Here is a 17067-nt window from a genome sequence, read left to right as displayed (position 1 = left end):
ACGAGAATGGGTCGCATGGCGGACTTCTTCATCGGCGGCGAATGGGTGGACGCGGTGGACGGCGGCCGGCGGGAGATCCGCTGCCCGGCCGACGGCTCCCTGGTCGCGACGGTCGCCGAGGGCACCGCCAAGGACACCGAGGCCGCCATCGCGGCGGCGCGCCGGGCGTTCGACACCGGCCCGTGGCCTGGCACCCCCGCCCAGCTGCGCGGCGACCTGCTGGTGCGGGCGGCGGAGCTGCTGGACCGCGACGCGGAGGCGTTCGCCCGCGCCGAGTCGCTCGATACCGGGAAACGCCTGGTCGAGAGCCGGTACGACATGGCCGACATCGCCGCCTGCCTGCGCTACTTCGGCAAGCTCGCGGGCCAGGACGCCGGGCGCGTCGTGGACACCGGCAACCCGGACGCGATCAGCCGGATCGTGCACGAGCCGGTCGGCGTCTGCGGGCTGATCACGCCGTGGAACTACCCGCTGCTGCAGACAGTGTGGAAGATCGCGCCGGCGCTGGCCGCGGGCAACACGTTCGTGCTCAAGCCCAGCGAACTCACCCCGCACACCGCGATCCGGTTCCTCAAGCTGCTCACCGAGGCGGGCCTGCCGCCGGGCGTGGGCAACCTGGTGCTGGGCGCGGGCGCCGAGGCCGGCGCGCCGCTGGCGTCGCACCCGGACGTCGACCTCGTGTCGTTCACCGGCGGCCTGGCCACCGGCAAGGTGATCGCGGCGGCGGCCGCGGCCACGGTCAAAAAGGTGGCGCTGGAGCTGGGCGGCAAGAACCCGAACGTGGTGTTCGCCGACGCCGACTTCGAGACCGCGGTCGACTACGCGCTGACGGCGGTGTTCCTGCACTCCGGCCAGGTGTGCTCGGCGGGCGCGCGGCTGATCGTGCAGCGCGAGTGGCACGACGAGTTCGTCGGCGAGCTGGTGCGCCGCGCCGAGCGGATCCGCCTGGGCGGCCCGTTCGACGAGCAGGCGGAGACCGGCCCGCTGATCTCGGCGGCGCACCGCGAGAAGGTCGAGGCGTACGTGGCCGCCGCGCTGGCCGAGGGGGCGGTGCTGCGCACGGGCGGCCGCCGTCCGGACGACCCGGCCCTGGCCGACGGCTTCTACTACCTGCCGACCATCCTCGACGAGGTGAAGCAGGGCTCGTCGGCGGTGGTCGACGAGTCGTTCGGCCCGGTGCTGACGGTCGAGACGTTCACCGACGAGGACGACGCGGTCCGCATCGCCAACGACACGCACTACGGCCTGGCCGGCGCGGTGTTCACGAACGACGCTTCGCGGGCGCAGCGGGTGGCCGGGCGGCTGCGCCACGGAACGGTGTGGATCAACGACTTCCACCCGTACCTGCCCCAGGCCGAGTGGGGCGGCTACAAGCAGTCCGGGTTCGGCCGCGAGCTGGGCCCGACGGGGCTGGCCGAGTACACCGAGGTCAAGCACGTGTACCAGAACCTGCGGCCGGCGCCGCAACGCTGGTTCTCCGGCTGACGGCCGCCTTATGCTGCGTCCACGGCGACGCAGGGGAGGCCGGAGTGGACGAGCGGCGCAAGCGTCTCCGAGGCCCGCGGGCCGTGCTGGTGGGGGCGGCGGCCCTGGGCGTGCTCGCCGGGCTGACCCTCCGGACGGCCGAGTACCCGGGGATGCTGCCGCCGGGGACGCCGGACCCGGAACTGGACCTGGGCCTGCGCCTGGTGTGCGCGGCGGCGGTGCTGATCGCGGTGACGCTGGCGTACCTGACGTTCGCCCGCCGCCAGGACGAGCCGCTGGCCATGGCGTGCCTGCCGGGGATCGTGGTGACGGGGGTGATCCTCCGGCACCTGGTGGTGACGCTGCCCGGAGTGACGCGCATCCAGCCGGCGGCGCGGGTGGTCCCGGGAGCGGGCGCGTGGGTGCTGTTGGTGTCGGGCGTGGCGATGACGGCGACGGGGCTCGCCGCGGCGTTCGCGGTGCGCCGGGCAGGGTGAGCAGCCGCCCCGTGCCGAAGCACAGGCGATCGCCGAACCCACCGAGCAGCTTCTCTGCCGACTCGAACTAGCCGTTCACCCCCTTCCGCCCCAGGAAGGCCGCCAGCCGGTCGGCCGCCGTGGCTTCCGGTGGCGCGGGGAGCTCCGGGCCGAACGGCCCGCCCGGCTGCCGTGGCGCCGCTCCGAACCGGGACCGCCACTGCTCCAGCGCCCGCGCCGCCAGCTCGGGCGCCCAGTCCGTCGGCTGCCCCGTCGCGTCCGCGATGTCCAGCCGTGGGCCAGGTACTCGTTGACCCGCATGTGCACCAGGAACACCCCGGGTACCTCCCCGAGCGGCGTCGTCACCTGCCGCGAGAACAGCCCGGGCTCGGCCAGCACCGCCCGGGCCGCCGCCACCGACGCGGCGAAGGCCGAGACCGGCGAAGCACCCAGGTGATCACCGTCCGGCGCCGGTGGGCCCGTGCCCGCCCAGAACGCCACCTTGGCGTTGCCGTGGGCCAGGTGGTTCACCACCGCGCGCACGTCCCAGTCCACGCACGCCGTGGGCAGCGCCCACTGGTCGGCACGGACCGCGGTGACCAGGCCGATCACCGTCGAAGCTGCGAGGTCGAAGTCGTCGAGAGCCGTCATGCGGACAGTGTGGCGACCACCACCGACAAAACCTCACGACAGCAGCGCCACGCACTCCACGTGGTGGGTCATCGGGAACGCGTCGAACGCCCGCAGGTCGGTCAGCGAGTACCCGTGCGTCCCGAAGAACGCCAGGTCACGAGCCAGGGCCGCCGGGTCGCACGCCACGTAGACAATCCGATCGGGTGAACCCGCCACGATCGACTCCACGACCGCCTTGCCCGCGCCTTTGCGCGGCGGGTCCAGCACGACCACGTCGACCGGCTTGGCCGCCGACGCCAGCACGTGCTCGACGCGCCCGGCCTGCCAGGACACCTGGGGCAGGTCCGCCAGGTTCTTCTCCCCGTCGGCCACCGCTCGCCGTCCCGACTCGACCGCCAGCACGTGCCCCGCCGCGCCGACCTGCGCGGCCAGCACCGACGCGAACAGCCCGACCCCCGCGTAGAGGTCCCAGGCCGTGCCGCCGGACGGCGCCTCCGCCCACTCCCCCACGACGGCGGCCAGCGTCGACGCCGCCGCCGGGTGGACCTGCCAGAACCCGTGCGCGTCGAGGCGCCAGTCGCGGCCGGCCGCGTGTTGGACCGCGACGCCGCCGGTCAGCTGCCGGGCCCGGACCTTGCCGCGGACCGTCGACAGCTCCCGGACGTGCACTTCACCGTCGCCGTCGGTCGTGATCTCCAGCTCGCTGCCCGGCCGCCAGCGCCGCGCCAGGACGTCGTCGAGCTCGCCGGGGACGGCGATCGGGCAGTCGTCCAGGGCCACCACGCGGTGGCTGTGGTGCGCCCGCAGCCCGGCGCGCCCGTCGCGGCCGGCGACCAGCCGGACCCGGCTGCGCCAGTCCAGCGGTCCGCCGTCGAGGGCCTCCACGACGACTTCGCGCTCGATCCCGGCCAGCCGCTGCAGCTGCTCCGCCACGACCGACGCCTTGAGCGAACGCTGGTAGTCCGGCGAAGCGTGCTGCCAGTCGCAGCCGCCGCAGCCGCCCGGCACGGCCAGCGGGCACGGCGGCGGAACCCGGTGCGGGGACGCCGACAGCACCTCGATCGCGTCGCCGCGGCAGAACGAGCCGCCGTTGTCCTCGGTGATCTCGACGCGGACCCGTTCGCCCGGCAGCGCGTGCCGGACGAACACGACCCGCCCGTCCGCGCGGGCGACGCAGTGGCCGCCGTGCGCCACCGCGCCGACCTCGACCTCGAGGACGCGGCCCAGCCAGCTCGTCATTCGGCAGGCTCCTTGGGCTTCGGCGCGACGGCCGGCTTGGCGTCGGGCGAGAACCCGCGGCGGACGTCGCCCGCCGCCGGCCACTCGTTCCGGACGCGCGCGGCCGCCTTCGCCGACGACTCGAGCTGCCACGGCACGCTCGCCACGATGACCCCAGACTGGAACAACAGGCGGCCCTTGAGCCGCAGCGCGCTCTGGTTGTGCAGCACCTGCTCCCACCAGTGCCCGACCACGTATTCGGGGATGAACACGGTGACCACGTTGCGCGGATTGTCACCGCGCACGCGCTTCACGTAGTCGAGAACGGGTTTCGTGATCTCGCGGTAGGGCGATTCGACGACCTTCAGCGGCACCTTGAAGTTGTGCGCGTCCCACTCGGCGGTGAGCTTGCGGGTGTCGGCATCGTCCACATTGACCGTCACGGCTTCGAGGACGTCCGGGCGCATCGCCTTGGCGTAGGCCAGCGCCCGCAGCGTCGGCCGGTGCAGTTTGGACACCAGGACGATGGCGTGGTTGCGCGAAGGCAGCACGGTCGGGGTGTCGCCGAGGTCCTTCAGCTCGTCGGCGACCCGGTCGTAGTGCCGCCGGATCGCCGTCATCAGCACGAAGATCGCGACCATCGCGGCGATCGCGATCCAGGCGCCGAGCAGGAACTTCGTGATCAGGACGATCACCAGCACGGTCGCGGTCATGGTCAGGCCGATCGCGTTGACCGTCTGCGAGCGCCGCATCCGCCGCCGCGCGCCCGGGTCGGTTTCCCTGGCCAGCAACCGGTTCCAGTGCCGGATCATGCCGGCCTGGCTCACCGTGAACGACACGAACACACCCACGATGTAGAGCTGGATGAGCCGGGTCACCTCGGCGTCGAAGGCGATGATCAGGACCAGCGCGAAGGCGGCGAGGAACAGGATGCCGTTGGAGAAGGCCAGCCGGTCGCCGCGGGTGTGCAGCTGCCGGGGCAGGTAGCGGTCCTGCGCCAGGATCGAGCCCAGCACCGGGAAGCCGTTGAACGCGGTGTTCGCGGCCAGCAGCAGGATGATGCCGGTGGAGAAGGAGATGTAGTAGAACGCCGGCGGGAAGTCGGCGAACACCGCGTGCGCGATCTGCGCGACGATCGTCTTCTGCTCGTAGCCCGCGGGCGCCCCGGCGAGCTGCGTCGCCGGGTCCTCGGCGAACTTGACGTCGGTGATCGTGGCCAGCGTGATGATGCCGACCAGCATGGTGACCGCGAGCACGCCCATCATCAGCAGCGTGGTGGCCGCGTTCTTCGACTTCGGCTTCTGGAACGCCGGGACGCCGTTGCTGATGGCCTCGACCCCGGTCAACGCCGCCGCGCCGGAGGAGAACGCCCGCAGCACCAGGAAGGCGTACGCGACGCCGGCGAAAGTGCCTTCGGCGTTCAGCGTGAAGCCGGCGCTTTCGGCCTTCATCTCGGTGCCGGTGGCCGCCTGCACCAGTCCCCAGACGACCATGGCGAGGATGCCGATGATGAACCCGTAGGTCGGGATGGCGAAGGCCTTGCCCGACTCGCGGATGCCGCGCAGGTTCAGCGACGTCAAGACGACCACGATGACGATGGACGCCAGCACCTTGTGCTGCGCGACCCACGGGACCGCCGAGCCGATGTTGGCCACACCGGACGAAGTGGACACCGCGACCGTCAGCACGTAGTCCACCAGCAGGGCGCTGGCCACCGTGAGCCCGAACTTGCCGCCGAGGTTCGTGTTGGCGACCTCGTAGTCGCCGCCGCCGCTCGGATAGGCGTGCACGTTCTGCCGGTAGGAGGCGACGACGACCAGCATGACCAGGGCGACCATGACGCCGATCCAGGGCGCCAGGGCGTACGCCGACAGACCCGCCACGCTCAGCGTCAGGAAGATTTCCTCGGGGGCGTAGGCGACGCTGGAGAGCGCGTCCGAGGCGAAGATCGGCAGCGCGATGCGCTTGGGCAGCAGCGTGTGGGACAGCCGGTCACTGCGGAACGGACGTCCGAGGACCAGGCGTTTCAGCACGGTCGGGAACTTCGACACCACGAAAGCGTAGCTGTACCGGGCACGGTAGGTTCGGCGCTGGTATGTCGGGGGTACGACGGACGGGTAAACCGCCGAGGAGGAGGCAGGGCGTGCACGTGGTGATCATGGGATGCGGCCGGGTCGGCGCGTCCCTGGCCGCTGCGCTGGAGCGGCTCGGCCACGAGGTGGCCGTCATCGACAAGAACCAGCAGGCGTTCCGCCGGCTCGGCAGCGACTTCCACGGCCAGCAGGTCGTCGGCGTCGGGTTCGACCGCCGGGTGCTGATCGAGGCCGGCATCGAGCGGGCCGGCGCGTTCGCGGCGGTGTCCAGCGGCGACAACTCGAACATCATCTCGGCCCGGGTCGCGCGCGAGAACTTCGGCGTCGAGCACGTCGTCGCGCGGATCTACGACCACAAGCGCGCGGCCGTGTACGAGCGGCTGGGCATCCCGACGGTCGCGACCGTGCCGTGGACGACCGACCGGTTCCTGCGCACCCTCCTGCCGGACGGCGTCGCGTCGGCGTGGCGGGACCCGTCGGGCAACGTGGCGCTCCTGCAGCTGCCGCTGCACGAGGGCTGGGTCGGGCACTCGGTGAAGTCGCTGCAGGAGGCGACCGGCGCGCGGGTGGCGTTCATCATGCGCTTCGGCACCGGGGTGCTGCCCGACACGAAGACGGTGCTGCAGGCCGACGACGTCGTGTGGGTGGCGGCGCGGTCCGGCACCGTCACCGACGTGACCAGTGTGGCCCACCGCGAACCGGAGGACGAGGCATGAGGGTCGCGATTGCGGGCGCCGGGGCGGTCGGCCGTTCCATCGCCGCCGAGCTGATCGACGGCAGGCACCAGGTGATGCTGATCGAGCGTGAGGCCGACCAGTTCGAGCCGCACGCCGTCGAGCAGGCCGACTGGGTGCTGGGCGACGCGTGCGAGGTGTCGATCCTGGAGGAGTCCGGGATCGAGCAGTGCGACGTCGTCATCGCCGCGACGGGCGACGACAAGGCCAACCTGGTGGTGTCGCTGCTGGCCAAGACGGAGTTCGCGGTGCGGCGCGTGGTGGCCCGGGTGAACAACCCGGCCAACGAGTGGCTGTTCACCGACGCCTGGGGCGTCGACGTGGCGGTCTCGACCCCGCGCATGCTGGCGGCGATGGTCGAGGAGGCGGTCAGCGTCGGCGACCTGGTGCGGCTGATGACGTTCCGGCAGAGCAACGCGAACCTCGTCGAGCTGACGCTGCCGGCGGAGACGCCGCTGGCCGGGAAGCCGGTGAGCGAGCTGACGCTGCCGCGGGACGCGGCGCTGGTGACGATCCTGCGGGGGGACCGGGTGATCGTGCCGCAGCCGGAGGATCCGCTGGAGCCGGGGGATGAGTTGTTGTTCGTTGCGACTGCGGATGTGGAGCCGGAGATCCGGACGGCTTTGGGGTATTGAGGCTGTGCGTTGGGCCCCCGGTGAGTTCGCCGGGGGTCTTTTCGCGGGTGGTGGGGGACCGGAAATGTCGGTGGTTGCCGGTAGTGTGGAAAACGGGGGGCGCCCCTACGCGCGCGGGTTGCGTACTCGGGGGCTCTCGCGCTTTGCGGTCTCGTCTGGGGTCTTCTCCGCCACCCCGAAGCCGCGATTGTGACTACGGCCGACAGCGCCGCGTCAAGGCGGGAAAGCGTGCCTTGACCCGGCGCTGTCGGCCGTGTTGGGGCTTCGGATCGGGGTTGCGGGGGGGTCTGGATGTCGTCCGGTTTGTTTGCTGCCGGGGTTTTTTTCCGAGTGCCGCAGTCGTCCTGCGCCGCGGGGGCTCGCGTGATCAGAGGCGGAACTCGCGTGATTGGGATCCGGCCTCGCGTGATTGGGATCGGATCTCGCGTGATTGGAGCCGGATCTCACGTGCCGGGAGGGGCGTCTCGCGTGATCAGCGGGGCATCATCCGTGATTGGCGGGGCATCTCGCCTGATCAGGCGGTCGGTACGCCGAAAACTGTCGGTGCTTGCCGGTAACGTTGGAACCGGGGGGTCCCCCTCGCGCGCGGGTTGCGGGGCTCAGGCTTCCGGGGTTGCGTATTTCTCGCGGAGCCGGGCCTCGACCTCGGCGTCCGTCTCCGGGGCCGGCTCGGACTCCGCCAGGGCCTTCAGGCGCTTGTCCGAGCGGCGGACCGCCCACACGACCACCAGCAGGCCCAGCGCGTACAGCGGGTAGCCCATCGCGATCTTCGCGAAGGCCAGCCAGCCGGTGTAGTCCTCCTGGTAGAGCCAGCGCTGCACCACGAACCGGGCCGCGAAGATCGCCGCCATGGCCAGGGTCGCGATGTCGTAGCCGTAGCGGGACGGCTTGTCGCGCCGCCACGCCTGGCCCGTGCCGTTGAGCATGTTCCAGACCACGCCCGCGATCGGCCAGCGCACGACCACCGACAGCACGAAGATGCCGCAGTAGATCAGGCTCGCGTAGATCCCGAACAGGAAGAAGCCCTTCGCCGACCCCGTGCGGTAGGCGATGAACGCCGCGATCGCGACGCCGAAGAAGCCGGAGATCGCCGGCTGCAGGGGCTCCTTGCGGACCAGCCGCAGCACGGTGATGGCCACCGCGCTGCCGATCGACGTCCAGATGGCCGCGGTCAGGCCGAAGAACGAGTTCGCCAGCACGAACACGATCACCGGCACCGACGAGTAGATCAGGCCGGACACCCCGCCCATCTGCTCGAGCAGGGTCGGCTGCGGCTCTTCGCCGTCGGTCTTCTTCTCGCTCGGGGCGGGTTCAGTCACGATGGGTGATCAACTCACTGGGCTCTGGAGCTCGTAATAGGGGTTGTACAGCACCTTCTGGCCATCGCGCTCGGCCATCCGGCCGCGCACCTTGATCGTCCGGCCAGGCTCGATGCCCGGGATCCGGCGGCGGCCGAGCCAGATTAGCGTCACGCCCTGTGTTCCGTCGAACAGCTCGGCCTCCAGCGTGGCGGCCTCGTTGGTCGGGCAGAGCTCGACGCTGCGGAGCCGGCCCATCACGGTGACCTCTTCGCCGGAGCGGCAGTCACACGCCCGCTGCGCCCCTTCGGCGCCGGACCTCATCGACATCTCGTCGGCGTCGAGCTCCTCGACGTCGCTGGTCAGCTTGCGAACCAACCGGCTGAAGTAGCCGCCGTCTTTGGCGGACATAGGTACTCCTGTGCTCCGGGGCCCCCGACGTGTGCATGCGGCCCGTGCGATTTCCAGCGTAGCTGCGGTCCCCGTCAGGGAAACGCCTTTGCGCAAGGATTGCAACGTGACGTCCGCAATCAGAGTTCCCCCCGTGGTGCTGCTGCCCGGCACCGGCTCGGACGAGGTGTTCGTCCGGGCCGTCTTCGAGCGGCCCCTGCGCGCCCTCGGTGTCCCGCTCATCGCGCCACCCCCGCCCCCGGGCGCGGCGCTCGCCGACGGCTACCTGGCCACGCTGGACGCGCTGGCGGACGAACACGGCGAACTGCTCGTAGGGGGCATTTCGTTCGGCGCCCACCTGGCGGCGGAGTGGGCGGTGCGCAACCCGGGCCGTTGCGGCGGCCTAATGGCCGCGCTCCCGGCCTGGAACGGCGCGCCGGGCCCGGCACCCGCCTCGCTGGCCGCGACGCTCACGGCCGATCTGGTGGCCCGCCACGGCGTCGACGCGGCCCTGGCGCAGACCGAGGGCAGCCCGGACTGGCTGCGGGCGGAGCTGGCCCGGGCGTGGCGGCGGCACGGGGACGGGCTGGCGGGCAGCCTGCGCGCCGCGGCCGGCCGTCCCTCCCCCACGCTCGCCGAGCTGGCGGCGCTGGCCGTCCCGGCCGGAATCGGCACGTGCACCGACGACCCGGTGCACCCGACGAAAGTCGCAGCGGAGTGGGCGGCCGCACTCCCCCGCGCGGCCCTCGGCGAGACGACGCTCACGGCGCTGGGCGCGGACCGCGAGTCCCTCGGCCGGGCGACCGTCCTCGCCTTCCTGAAGGCCCTGAAGACGCGCTGAAGGGCGCCCTCGACGGCGAGGACGCCCTTCGGGAGCGGGTCAGCCCTGCTGCTGCTGGGCCGCGATGTGCTCGGCCACCGCTTCGGGCAGCGTGATGGTCAGCGGGGTCCGGACCGGCATGGGCGCGTCGCCGCGGTCGACGATCGTCCGGCGGACGATCTCGCGCAGCACCTCGACCGCCGCCGCGGCCTCCGACTGGGGCCCGGCGATGACGCCGCGCAGCATCCAGCGGGGCCGGTCGACGCCGACGAAGCGCAGGGCGACGTCGCCGATGATGGCCGAGATCTCCAGGCCCCAGACGCCGCGGCCGATGCTGACCTTGGCGCCGTCGGACCGCAGCTGGTCGGCCAGCTCCGAGCTGACCTCCCGCCACAGCCCGCCCGAGCGCGGCGCGGCGTACGCGCTGACCGTGATCTGGCCCTGCTCGGTGACGACGTGCACGGCGCGCACGCCCCCGGCCTCCGGGTCCATCTCGACCTGGACCTGGGAACCGTCGGGCACCGGCACCTTCACCGAGCCGAGGTCGATCCGCGGGATGCCGTCGTCTTCGAAGTCGGCGACGTCGTACGGGCCGTCGGAGACGTCCGAAAGCTCCGATTCCTCGTCGTACGCCTCGTCCTCGATCGTGTCGTCGGCCTCGGGCGCGGCGTGCCGTCCGGCGGACCCGCCCTCGGTCCGCCGCTTGCGTCCGAAAATCCCCACTACTTCTCCGTTCCTTCCCCCGTGGCGGCGCTCGCGGCGAGCGCCGGTGCTCCCAGTGTGGCGTGTCCGCCCGTCGATCCGTAGCCTCCGTCGCCCCGCTCGGTCGCGTCGAGCGCGTCGACCTCGACGAACTCGGCGTGCTCGACCCGCTGCACGACCAGCTGGGCGATGCGGTCGCCGCGGGTCAGCTCCAGCGGGTGCACCGGGTCGTGGTTGATCAGGCAGACCTTGATCTCGCCGCGGTAGCCCGAGTCGATCGTGCCGGGGGTGTTCACCACCGAGAGGCCCGCCCGGGCGGCCAGCCCGGACCGCGGGTGGACGAACCCCGCGTACCCGGGCGGGAGCGCGATCGCGACGCCGGTGCCGACGACGCCGCGTTCCCCGGGTCCGAGCACGATATCCGAGGTGGTGACGAGATCGGCGCCCGCGTCGCCCGGTCGGGCGTAGGCGGGCAGCGGGACTTCCGGATCGAGCCGGGAGAGGAGTACCTGAACGCTGGACACGGGCGGCGAGATTACTCTCTACCCGTGGGTGAATCAGCGAAGACGGCCGCGAACGCCGCGGTCCGGCACTCCGAACGGCTGTACGTCCCGTGGTGGGGCTGGCCGCTGCCGGTGCTGGGGGCGGTCCTGCTCGCGGCCGAGATCGACCTCGGCTACCCGGGGATCCGGGCGTGGCTGCCGTACGTGATCGCGCTGCCGGTCGTCGTGGCACTGCTGCTGTCGCTGGGCCGGTCGAAGGTCCGGATCACCGGCGGAGACGAGCCGGAGCTGTGGGTCGGCGACGCCCACCTGCCGCTGCGGTACGCCGGCGAGGTGGAGATCTTCGACAAGGAAGCCAAGCGCAAGGCCCTCGGCCGCGACGGTGACCCGGCCGCCTACGTGCTGCACCGCGGCTGGGTCGGCCCGGTCGTGAAGGTGCACCTGACCGACGCGAACGACCCGACGCCGTACTGGCTGTTCAGCACCCGGCACCCGGAAAAGGTCGCCGAGCTGCTCAAAGGCGCCTGAAACTCTTCTGGACATGGAAGGGGGCCGGCCTGCCGGCCGGCCCCCTTGTCCCCAGCGCGCTTCGAGCCTCCCCCGTTCCCTCGAGGCTCTCCGCCGCGTCTGTTCGTCCCCTGTGTCCGAGAACCCCTCCGCGCTGCTCAGGCGCAGTCGCGGCAGATCAGGCGTCCGCCGTTGTCCTCGGCCAGCCGGCTGCGGTGGTGCACCAGGAAGCACACGGAGCAGGTGAACTCGTCCGCCTGCTTCGGCACCACCTTCACGGTCATGTCCTCACCGGAAAGCCCGGAGAGGTCGGCACCCGGCAGCTCGAAGTTCTCGGCGGTCGCGTCCTCGTCGACGTCGACGACGCCGGACTGGTTCTCGTTCCGCCGGGCCTTGAGCTCCTCCAACGAGTCTTCGGCCAGCTCGTCGGCTTCGCTGCGGCGCGGAGCGTCGTAGTCGGTAGCCATGTGTCCCTCACCCCTGCGATCAGCTTGTGTAGTCGTTTTCCCGGACCCCGGGATGCGCCCGTGAGTCCGCCGTGCCGCTGGTCAACGTCCCAGGGCCCTCGTTTGTGCCCGACGGCCGAAGTGACCGAGGTCTCTTCTTTTCGGGCCTCTTCCTGCGGCCGGAGCCCGGGAAGGGTAGCTCACCGCTGTCCGGGTTCTGCAACGAGTCAGACATTGCCGGGGAATCGTCACCCGACAGGGGGAACCCGCAGGTAAGACGCGTTGTCGTCCGTTCGGGTTGCGCGGGGGTGGAGAACTTCACGCGCGGCCGGTGTCCGCTTGCCCGGCGCCGCCCCGGCGTGGTGCGATCGGTGCCACGGGGATCGGCCCGGTCGGGGCCCGGTACCGCAGGATCGGCACGGGAACGACCAGGTCTTCCGGGGTCCGGGTGGCGGGGCCTCCGGGCCCGTGTGCTCCGGGGTGACCCGGGACCACGCGCGCCGGGTGCAGCGCCTAGGCTGAGCGGACACGGCGGTGGCCGGAACGCACGGTCGGTTTCGTGTTGGGGAAGGGACGGGCAGGTGGCGTCGGGGAACGGCATCGGGGACCGTGGGACGCGGCCGTATCGCAAGCACAAGCCGCTGCCCGCGCTGATCGTGATCGGCGTGCTCGCCGTGGGCGCGATCGTCGTCTGGGTGAACGCCGCCATCGGCAAGGGCGATGTCGACGAAGCCGTCAAGTGCGACCCGCCCGCGAGCCCGCCGCCGGGCGTGACCTTCAGCAGCCTGCCCCACAACGCGCTCGACGACCGCGCGCCCATCCCGCCGGACAAGGTCGCCTACCGGGTCCTCAACGCCTCGGGCAGCCGCGGCCAGGGCGGCATCACCACGACCGCGCTGAAGGAGCTCGGGTTCACCAGCGGCGCCGAGCCGGCCAACGACCCGGCGTACGAAAACCGCGAGGCCAAGTGCCGCGGCCAGATCCGCTTCGGCGAAAACGGGGTCACCGCGGCCCGGACGATCAGCCTCGTGGTGCCGTGCGCCGAGCTGGTCCAGGACAACCGCAAGGACGCGAGCGTCGACGTGGTCACGGGCACGTTGTTCGGCGACCTCCGGCCCCGCGCCGAAGCCCGCCAGATCATCACCCAGCTCGCCGACTGGTCGAAGACCCACCAGGGCGGCGGCGGCGACGAGCAGTCCGCGGGCGCGAAGGCCCCGGTGGTCGACCAGACCCTGCTGGCCTCGGCCCGCGACGTGGCCTGCTGACCTGCGCCGATCACCCCGCCCGCGGGGGCGCCCCCCGTTTTCCACGCTACCGGACGGCACCGACAATTCCGGTCGCCCGCCGCAGCCCCGCCGCCCCGGCCCCGGGTCCCCGCACGTCTTGAATGACTCATTCAAGACCTCCGGCGCCCTGAATGAGTCATTCAAGACAGCACGAGCCGAGCGCGAAAGGGCCGCTCGCAACCCGGTCAGACCTCTGCCGCGCCGCACTCCGCCAGGACCTTCCGGAGCGGGTCCGCGATCGACGGCGCCGCCGCGTACGTCGCGTCCGCGCCCAGCTCCGGGGCCGATCCCGGCAGTGACACCTCCGCGCCCGCCTCCGCCGCGATCAGCGCCCCCGCCGCCCAGTCCCAGCGGTTGAGGCCGTGCTCCACGTACGCGTCCAGCCAGCCCGCCGCCACCGCGCACAGGTCCAGCGACGCCGCCCCGTTGCGGCGGATGTCCCGCACCCGCCCCAAGAGCCCGGCCGCGAACTTCGACTGCCGCGTCCGCCGCTCAGGCGAGTACGCGAAACCGGTTCCGACCAGCGTCACCTCGAGACTCGAAGGCGCCGACACGGCCAGCCGCCGTCCGTCGAGGTAGGCGCCCTGCCCGCGGGCCGCCGACCACACGCGGCCGCTCGCCGGCTCGACCACCGCGCCGGCCACCGACACCCCGCCGACCTGCGCGGCCACCGACACCGCGAACCACGGCAGCCCGTACAGGAAGTTGACCGTCCCGTCGATCGGGTCCACCACCCAGGTCACGCCGTCGCCCGCGGCGCCGCCGCCTTCCTCGCCCAGCACCGGCTCCCCCGGCCGCAGCGAAGCCAGCCGCGACCGCACGAGCCGCTCCGACTCGTGATCCACCGCGGTGACCACGTCGGTGGCGCCGGACTTGGTGCCCACGGCCACCGAACGCCCGGCCGCCATGCCCTCCCAGGCCTCGCGGACCAGGGCGGATGCCTCCGTCGCGACCTGCACCGCGACGCTTTTCAGCAACGACTCGTCAACTCCCACGTCCGACATGTCACCACATCCGGTTAAAGTCTCCGAGGCAGGCTTCTGAATCGTGCGAGAAGGGACCACGTCCGTGGTGGAGGCGACCCGCCGAGGTTTCGGCATCGACATCGGCGGCAGCGGGATCAAGGGCGCCTTGGTCGACCTGGACAAGGGGCAGCTCATCGGCGACCGCATCCGGATCGAGACGCCGAAGCCGTCCACGCCGTCGGCGGTGGCGGACGTCGTCCACGACATCGTCACGCAGGCGGGCTGGGACGGCCCGGTCGGCGTGACGCTCCCGGCCGTCGTGAAGAAGGGCGTCGCGCACACCGCGGCGAACATCGACAAGCAGTGGATCGGCACCGACGCCGACGCGTTGTTCGCCAAGCGGCTCGGCCGGAGCGTCGACCAGATCGCGATGCTCAACGACGCCGACGCGGCGGGCATGGCCGAGATCCGCTTCGGCGACCCGGTCGCCCGCAAGGGCGTGACCGCGCTGCTCACCTTCGGCACCGGCATCGGCAGCGCGGTGTTCCAGGACGGCAAGCTCGTCCCCAACACCGAATTCGGCCACCTCGAGATCGACGGTCACGACGCCGAGAAGCGCGCGGCCGCCTCGGTCAAGGACAACGAGGGGCTCTCCTACCCCGAATGGGCCAAGCGCGTGCACCGTTATCTGACCGTGCTCGAGAACCTGATCTGGCCCGACCTGTTCATCGTCGGCGGCGGGGTCAGCAAGAAGTCGGAGAAATGGGTGCCGCTGCTGGACATCCGCACTCCGGTGCTGGTGGCGAGCCTGCAGAACAACGCCGGGATCGTCGGCGCCGCGGCCGCCGCGGCGGAGGGCATTCAGCACTGATTCGGCTCTGAGGGTGATCGCTTCGCACCGCATGCGCGTACCGTCGTTACAATGGAACACGGCCCACGGCTGCGGAGGGCAAAACCGCAGGCCGAGGCGTGATCCCCGAATGTGAGGCAGCAGTGGCACCCGTGCCGTTGCTCGTCGTGATCGACCGCTGCGAAAGGGCGTAAGTGGCAGCCGCAAGAACCGCAACCCGAGGCGGGACGAAGACCGCGACCGCAGCCGGCGAGCCGGCCGAAGAGGCAGCCACCGGGACGGCGAAGCCGGCGGCCCGCAAGACCACCACCGCCAAGAAGGCGCCGGCCAAGAAGGCACCGGCGAAGAAGGCCGTGACCAAGGGCGTCAAGACCGAAGACGGCGAGCCGGACGGTCCCGGCGAGCTCGAGGACGACGAACTGGGCGCACCCGACCTGTCGGACCTGGAAGAGGTCGAGGTCGACGTCGTCGACGAAACGGTCAACGACGAGCCGGACACCGACTCGGCCGACGACGACGATGACGACGAGGAAGCCGACGAGGAGACCCCGGCGGCCCGCCGCCGGGGCGCCGCGGCCGACAAGTCGAAGGGCGGCTCCGACAACCCGGACTTCGTCTGGGACGAGGAGGAGTCCGAGGCGCTGCGCCAGGCGCGCAAGGACGCCGAGCTCACCGCGTCCGCCGACTCCGTGCGTGCCTACCTCAAGCAGATCGGCAAGGTCGCGCTGCTGAACGCCGAGGAGGAGGTGGAGCTGGCCAAGCGGATCGAGGCCGGGCTCTACGCCGCCGAGCGCGTGCGCACCGCCGAGGAGGAGGGCGAGAAGCTCGTCACCCAGATGCGCCGCGATCTCAAGTGGATCGTGCGTGACGGCGAGCGCGCCAAGAACCACCTGCTGGAGGCGAACCTCCGGCTGGTCGTCTCGCTGGCCAAGCGCTACACCGGCCGCGGCATGGCGTTCCTGGACCTGATCCAGGAGGGCAACCTCGGCCTGATCCGCGCGGTGGAGAAGTTCGACTACACCAAGGGCTACAAGTTCTCGACGTACGCCACGTGGTGGATCCGCCAGGCGATCACCCGCGCGATGGCCGACCAGGCCCGCACCATCCGCATCCCGGTGCACATGGTCGAGGTCATCAACAAGCTGGGCCGCATCCAGCGCGAACTGCTCCAGGACCTCGGCCGCGAGCCGACCCCGGAAGAGCTCGCGAAGGAAATGGACATCTCCCCGGAGAAGGTCCTGGAGATCCAGCAGTACGCGCGGGAGCCGATCTCGCTCGACCAGACGATCGGCGACGAGGGCGACAGCCAGCTCGGCGACTTCATCGAGGACTCCGAAGCGGTCGTCGCGGTCGACGCGGTGTCGTTCACGCTGCTGCAGGACCAGCTCCAGTCGGTGCTGCAGACGCTGTCCGAGCGCGAGGCCGGCGTGGTCCGGCTGCGCTTCGGCCTCACGGACGGCCAGCCGCGCACGCTCGACGAGATCGGCCAGGTGTACGGGGTCACCCGGGAGCGCATCCGGCAGATCGAGTCGAAGACGATGTCGAAGCTGCGTCACCCGTCGCGGTCCCAGGTCCTGCGCGACTACCTGGACTGAGTTCGTTACGGCACAACGGAAACCCCGTCACTTCGGTGGCGGGGTTTTCCGCGTTCAGGGCACGGCCAGGCCGCGCTCCCGCAGCGACTGCTCGACCCGCAGCCGTTCGATCTCGCGGTCCATCCCCTCGGGCAGCTCCCCGAGCCGGTGCGGGACGCCGACCTGGCGGCAGGCCACGGTGAGGAGTTCGTCGTACGCCTGCCGGGTGCCGAGGCGGCGCGCGGCCGGCGTCCCGGACGGGTAGCCGGCCAGCAGCCGGTGCACCCGGCGCAGGTCCGCGGCGACGCGTTCGATCGGCGGCCCTTCGGGCTGCGGCTGCGCCCGCTTCTCCCGCACCCAGCCGACCAGCTTGGGCACGCGCAGCGCGCACCAGAACAACACCGTGGGAGCGAGACACACCACGGCGAAGAGGATCAGGTTCGCAAGGACGCCACCACTGCCGCCCATCCCCC

The 17067-nt window shown here is 71.6% G+C and carries 19 protein-coding genes; 9 read left to right on the top strand and 10 right to left on the bottom strand.

The window, feature by feature from the left end; all coding sequences use genetic code 11:
* The first annotated feature begins 15 nt into the window (after positions 1 to 15).
* Both ACFPLC_RS28685 and ACFPLC_RS28680 read left to right on the top strand, forming a co-directional pair.
* Positions 16 to 1485, top strand: a complete 1470-nt coding sequence (locus ACFPLC_RS28685; protein ID WP_378193128.1) for an aldehyde dehydrogenase family protein — start codon at positions 16 to 18, stop codon at positions 1483 to 1485.
* 44 nt (positions 1486 to 1529) lie between these two features.
* Positions 1530 to 1961, top strand: coding sequence for a hypothetical protein (locus ACFPLC_RS28680; protein ID WP_378193125.1), 432 nt, complete (start codon positions 1530 to 1532; stop codon positions 1959 to 1961).
* A 75-nt stretch (positions 1962 to 2036) separates the two neighbouring features.
* Here the strand turns inward: ACFPLC_RS28680 and ACFPLC_RS28675 are convergent, their stop codons facing one another.
* The 3 genes from ACFPLC_RS28675 to ACFPLC_RS28665 are packed head-to-tail and all read right to left on the bottom strand — an operon-like array spanning position 2037 to position 5842.
* Positions 2037 to 2591, bottom strand: a complete 555-nt coding sequence (locus tag ACFPLC_RS28675; RefSeq protein WP_378193122.1) for a maleylpyruvate isomerase N-terminal domain-containing protein — start codon at positions 2589 to 2591, stop codon at positions 2037 to 2039.
* A 33-nt stretch (positions 2592 to 2624) separates the two neighbouring features.
* Positions 2625 to 3812, bottom strand: a complete 1188-nt coding sequence (locus ACFPLC_RS28670; RefSeq protein ID WP_378193119.1) for a class I SAM-dependent RNA methyltransferase — start codon at positions 3810 to 3812, stop codon at positions 2625 to 2627.
* Positions 3809 to 5842, bottom strand: coding sequence for an APC family permease (locus ACFPLC_RS28665; protein WP_378193116.1), 2034 nt, complete (start codon positions 5840 to 5842; stop codon positions 3809 to 3811). Before ACFPLC_RS28665 ends, ACFPLC_RS28670 begins: the two co-directional genes overlap by 4 nt.
* 92 nt (positions 5843 to 5934) lie before the next feature.
* Here ACFPLC_RS28665 and ACFPLC_RS28660 point away from each other — a divergent pair, with 92 nt between their 5' ends.
* Both ACFPLC_RS28660 and ACFPLC_RS28655 read left to right on the top strand, forming a co-directional pair.
* Complete coding sequence (locus ACFPLC_RS28660) at positions 5935 to 6600, top strand: potassium channel family protein (protein WP_229903068.1); 666 nt, start codon at positions 5935 to 5937, stop codon at positions 6598 to 6600.
* Positions 6597 to 7253 carry a potassium channel family protein gene (locus tag ACFPLC_RS28655; protein ID WP_003067924.1) on the top strand — a complete coding sequence of 219 codons (657 nt, stop codon included), beginning with the start codon at positions 6597 to 6599 and terminating at the stop codon, positions 7251 to 7253. The genes ACFPLC_RS28660 and ACFPLC_RS28655 overlap by 4 nt, the downstream gene beginning before the upstream one ends.
* Before the next feature lie 599 nt (positions 7254 to 7852).
* Here the strand turns inward: ACFPLC_RS28655 and ACFPLC_RS28650 are convergent.
* Together ACFPLC_RS28650 and ACFPLC_RS28645 are read right to left on the bottom strand one after the other, a co-directional pair.
* Positions 7853 to 8572 carry a DUF3159 domain-containing protein gene (locus ACFPLC_RS28650; protein ID WP_378193112.1) on the bottom strand — a complete coding sequence of 240 codons (720 nt, stop codon included), beginning with the start codon at positions 8570 to 8572 and terminating at the stop codon, positions 7853 to 7855.
* A gap of 9 nt (positions 8573 to 8581) precedes the next feature.
* Positions 8582 to 8962 carry an OB-fold nucleic acid binding domain-containing protein gene (locus ACFPLC_RS28645; protein ID WP_013224481.1) on the bottom strand — a complete coding sequence of 127 codons (381 nt, stop codon included), beginning with the start codon at positions 8960 to 8962 and terminating at the stop codon, positions 8582 to 8584.
* 106 nt (positions 8963 to 9068) lie between these two features.
* Between ACFPLC_RS28645 and ACFPLC_RS28640 the strand changes: the two genes are divergently transcribed.
* Positions 9069 to 9782, top strand: a complete 714-nt coding sequence (locus tag ACFPLC_RS28640) for an alpha/beta fold hydrolase (protein ID WP_378193109.1) — start codon at positions 9069 to 9071, stop codon at positions 9780 to 9782.
* A 39-nt stretch (positions 9783 to 9821) separates the two neighbouring features.
* Here the strand turns inward: ACFPLC_RS28640 and ACFPLC_RS28635 are convergent, their stop codons facing one another.
* Together ACFPLC_RS28635 and dut are read right to left on the bottom strand one after the other, a co-directional pair.
* The gene (locus tag ACFPLC_RS28635) at positions 9822 to 10484 is read right to left on the bottom strand and encodes a DUF3710 domain-containing protein (RefSeq protein ID WP_191315714.1); all 663 of its coding nucleotides are present in this window, start codon (positions 10482 to 10484) and stop codon (positions 9822 to 9824) included.
* A complete protein-coding gene (dut, locus tag ACFPLC_RS28630; RefSeq protein ID WP_191315713.1) occupies positions 10484 to 10987 on the bottom strand; it encodes a dUTP diphosphatase in 504 nt (167 codons plus the stop codon). Before dut ends, ACFPLC_RS28635 begins: the two co-directional genes overlap by 1 nt.
* 24 nt (positions 10988 to 11011) lie before the next feature.
* Between dut and ACFPLC_RS28625 the strand changes: the two genes are divergently transcribed.
* A complete protein-coding gene (locus ACFPLC_RS28625) occupies positions 11012 to 11494 on the top strand; it encodes a DUF3093 domain-containing protein (protein ID WP_378193105.1) in 483 nt (160 codons plus the stop codon).
* Positions 11495 to 11631: 137 nt separating this feature from the next.
* Here ACFPLC_RS28625 and ACFPLC_RS28620 read toward each other — a convergent pair whose 3' ends face one another.
* Positions 11632 to 11940, bottom strand: coding sequence for a DUF4193 domain-containing protein (locus ACFPLC_RS28620; protein ID WP_013224476.1), 309 nt, complete (start codon positions 11938 to 11940; stop codon positions 11632 to 11634).
* Positions 11941 to 12500: 560 nt separating this feature from the next.
* On the opposite strand from ACFPLC_RS28620, the gene cei reads away from it, so the two are divergent.
* Positions 12501 to 13184 (top strand): envelope integrity protein Cei, encoded by a 684-nt coding sequence (cei, locus tag ACFPLC_RS28615; protein WP_378193102.1) that lies wholly within the window; start codon positions 12501 to 12503, stop codon positions 13182 to 13184.
* Between the two features lie 206 nt (positions 13185 to 13390).
* Here the strand turns inward: cei and ACFPLC_RS28610 are convergent, their stop codons facing one another.
* Positions 13391 to 14209: an inositol monophosphatase family protein gene (locus ACFPLC_RS28610; RefSeq protein ID WP_378193100.1), complete on the bottom strand. Its 819-nt coding sequence runs from the start codon at positions 14207 to 14209 to the stop codon at positions 13391 to 13393.
* Between the two features lie 64 nt (positions 14210 to 14273).
* On the opposite strand from ACFPLC_RS28610, the gene ppgK reads away from it, so the two are divergent.
* A complete protein-coding gene (gene ppgK, locus ACFPLC_RS28605; protein ID WP_373309196.1) occupies positions 14274 to 15041 on the top strand; it encodes a polyphosphate--glucose phosphotransferase in 768 nt (255 codons plus the stop codon).
* Positions 15042 to 15214: 173 nt separating this feature from the next.
* Positions 15215 to 16615 carry an RNA polymerase sigma factor gene (locus tag ACFPLC_RS28600; protein ID WP_378193098.1) on the top strand — a complete coding sequence of 467 codons (1401 nt, stop codon included), beginning with the start codon at positions 15215 to 15217 and terminating at the stop codon, positions 16613 to 16615.
* Between the two features lie 54 nt (positions 16616 to 16669).
* Here ACFPLC_RS28600 and ACFPLC_RS28595 read toward each other — a convergent pair whose 3' ends face one another.
* Positions 16670 to 17062, bottom strand: coding sequence for a hypothetical protein (locus ACFPLC_RS28595; protein WP_191315708.1), 393 nt, complete (start codon positions 17060 to 17062; stop codon positions 16670 to 16672).
* Between the last annotated feature and the right edge of the window lie 5 nt (positions 17063 to 17067).

It is taken from the genome of Amycolatopsis plumensis (assembly GCF_042652605.1).
In the GTDB taxonomy this organism is placed as follows: domain Bacteria; phylum Actinomycetota; class Actinomycetes; order Mycobacteriales; family Pseudonocardiaceae; genus Amycolatopsis; species Amycolatopsis plumensis.
The sequence above is the reverse complement of the archived record's forward strand: the minus strand, read 5'-3'. Positions and strand labels throughout refer to the sequence as shown.

Bases quoted from the DNA above. Each gene is read 5' to 3' on its own strand.
- ACFPLC_RS28620 (WP_013224476.1), bottom strand. From the start codon at position 11,940: ATGGCTACCGACTACGACGCTCCGCGCCGCAGCGAAGCCGACGAGCTG.
- ACFPLC_RS28645 (WP_013224481.1), bottom strand. From the start codon at position 8,962: ATGTCCGCCAAAGACGGCGGCTACTTCAGCCGGTTGGTTCGCAAGCTG.
- ACFPLC_RS28655 (WP_003067924.1), top strand. From the start codon at position 6,597: ATGAGGGTCGCGATTGCGGGCGCCGGGGCGGTCGGCCGTTCCATCGCC.
- ACFPLC_RS28595 (WP_191315708.1), bottom strand. From the start codon at position 17,062: ATGGGCGGCAGTGGTGGCGTCCTTGCGAACCTGATCCTCTTCGCCGTG.
- ACFPLC_RS28685 (WP_378193128.1), top strand. From the start codon at position 16: ATGGCGGACTTCTTCATCGGCGGCGAATGGGTGGACGCGGTGGACGGC.
- ACFPLC_RS28675 (WP_378193122.1), bottom strand. From the start codon at position 2,591: ATGACGGCTCTCGACGACTTCGACCTCGCAGCTTCGACGGTGATCGGC.
- ACFPLC_RS28670 (WP_378193119.1), bottom strand. From the start codon at position 3,812: ATGACGAGCTGGCTGGGCCGCGTCCTCGAGGTCGAGGTCGGCGCGGTG.
- ACFPLC_RS28610 (WP_378193100.1), bottom strand. From the start codon at position 14,209: ATGTCGGACGTGGGAGTTGACGAGTCGTTGCTGAAAAGCGTCGCGGTG.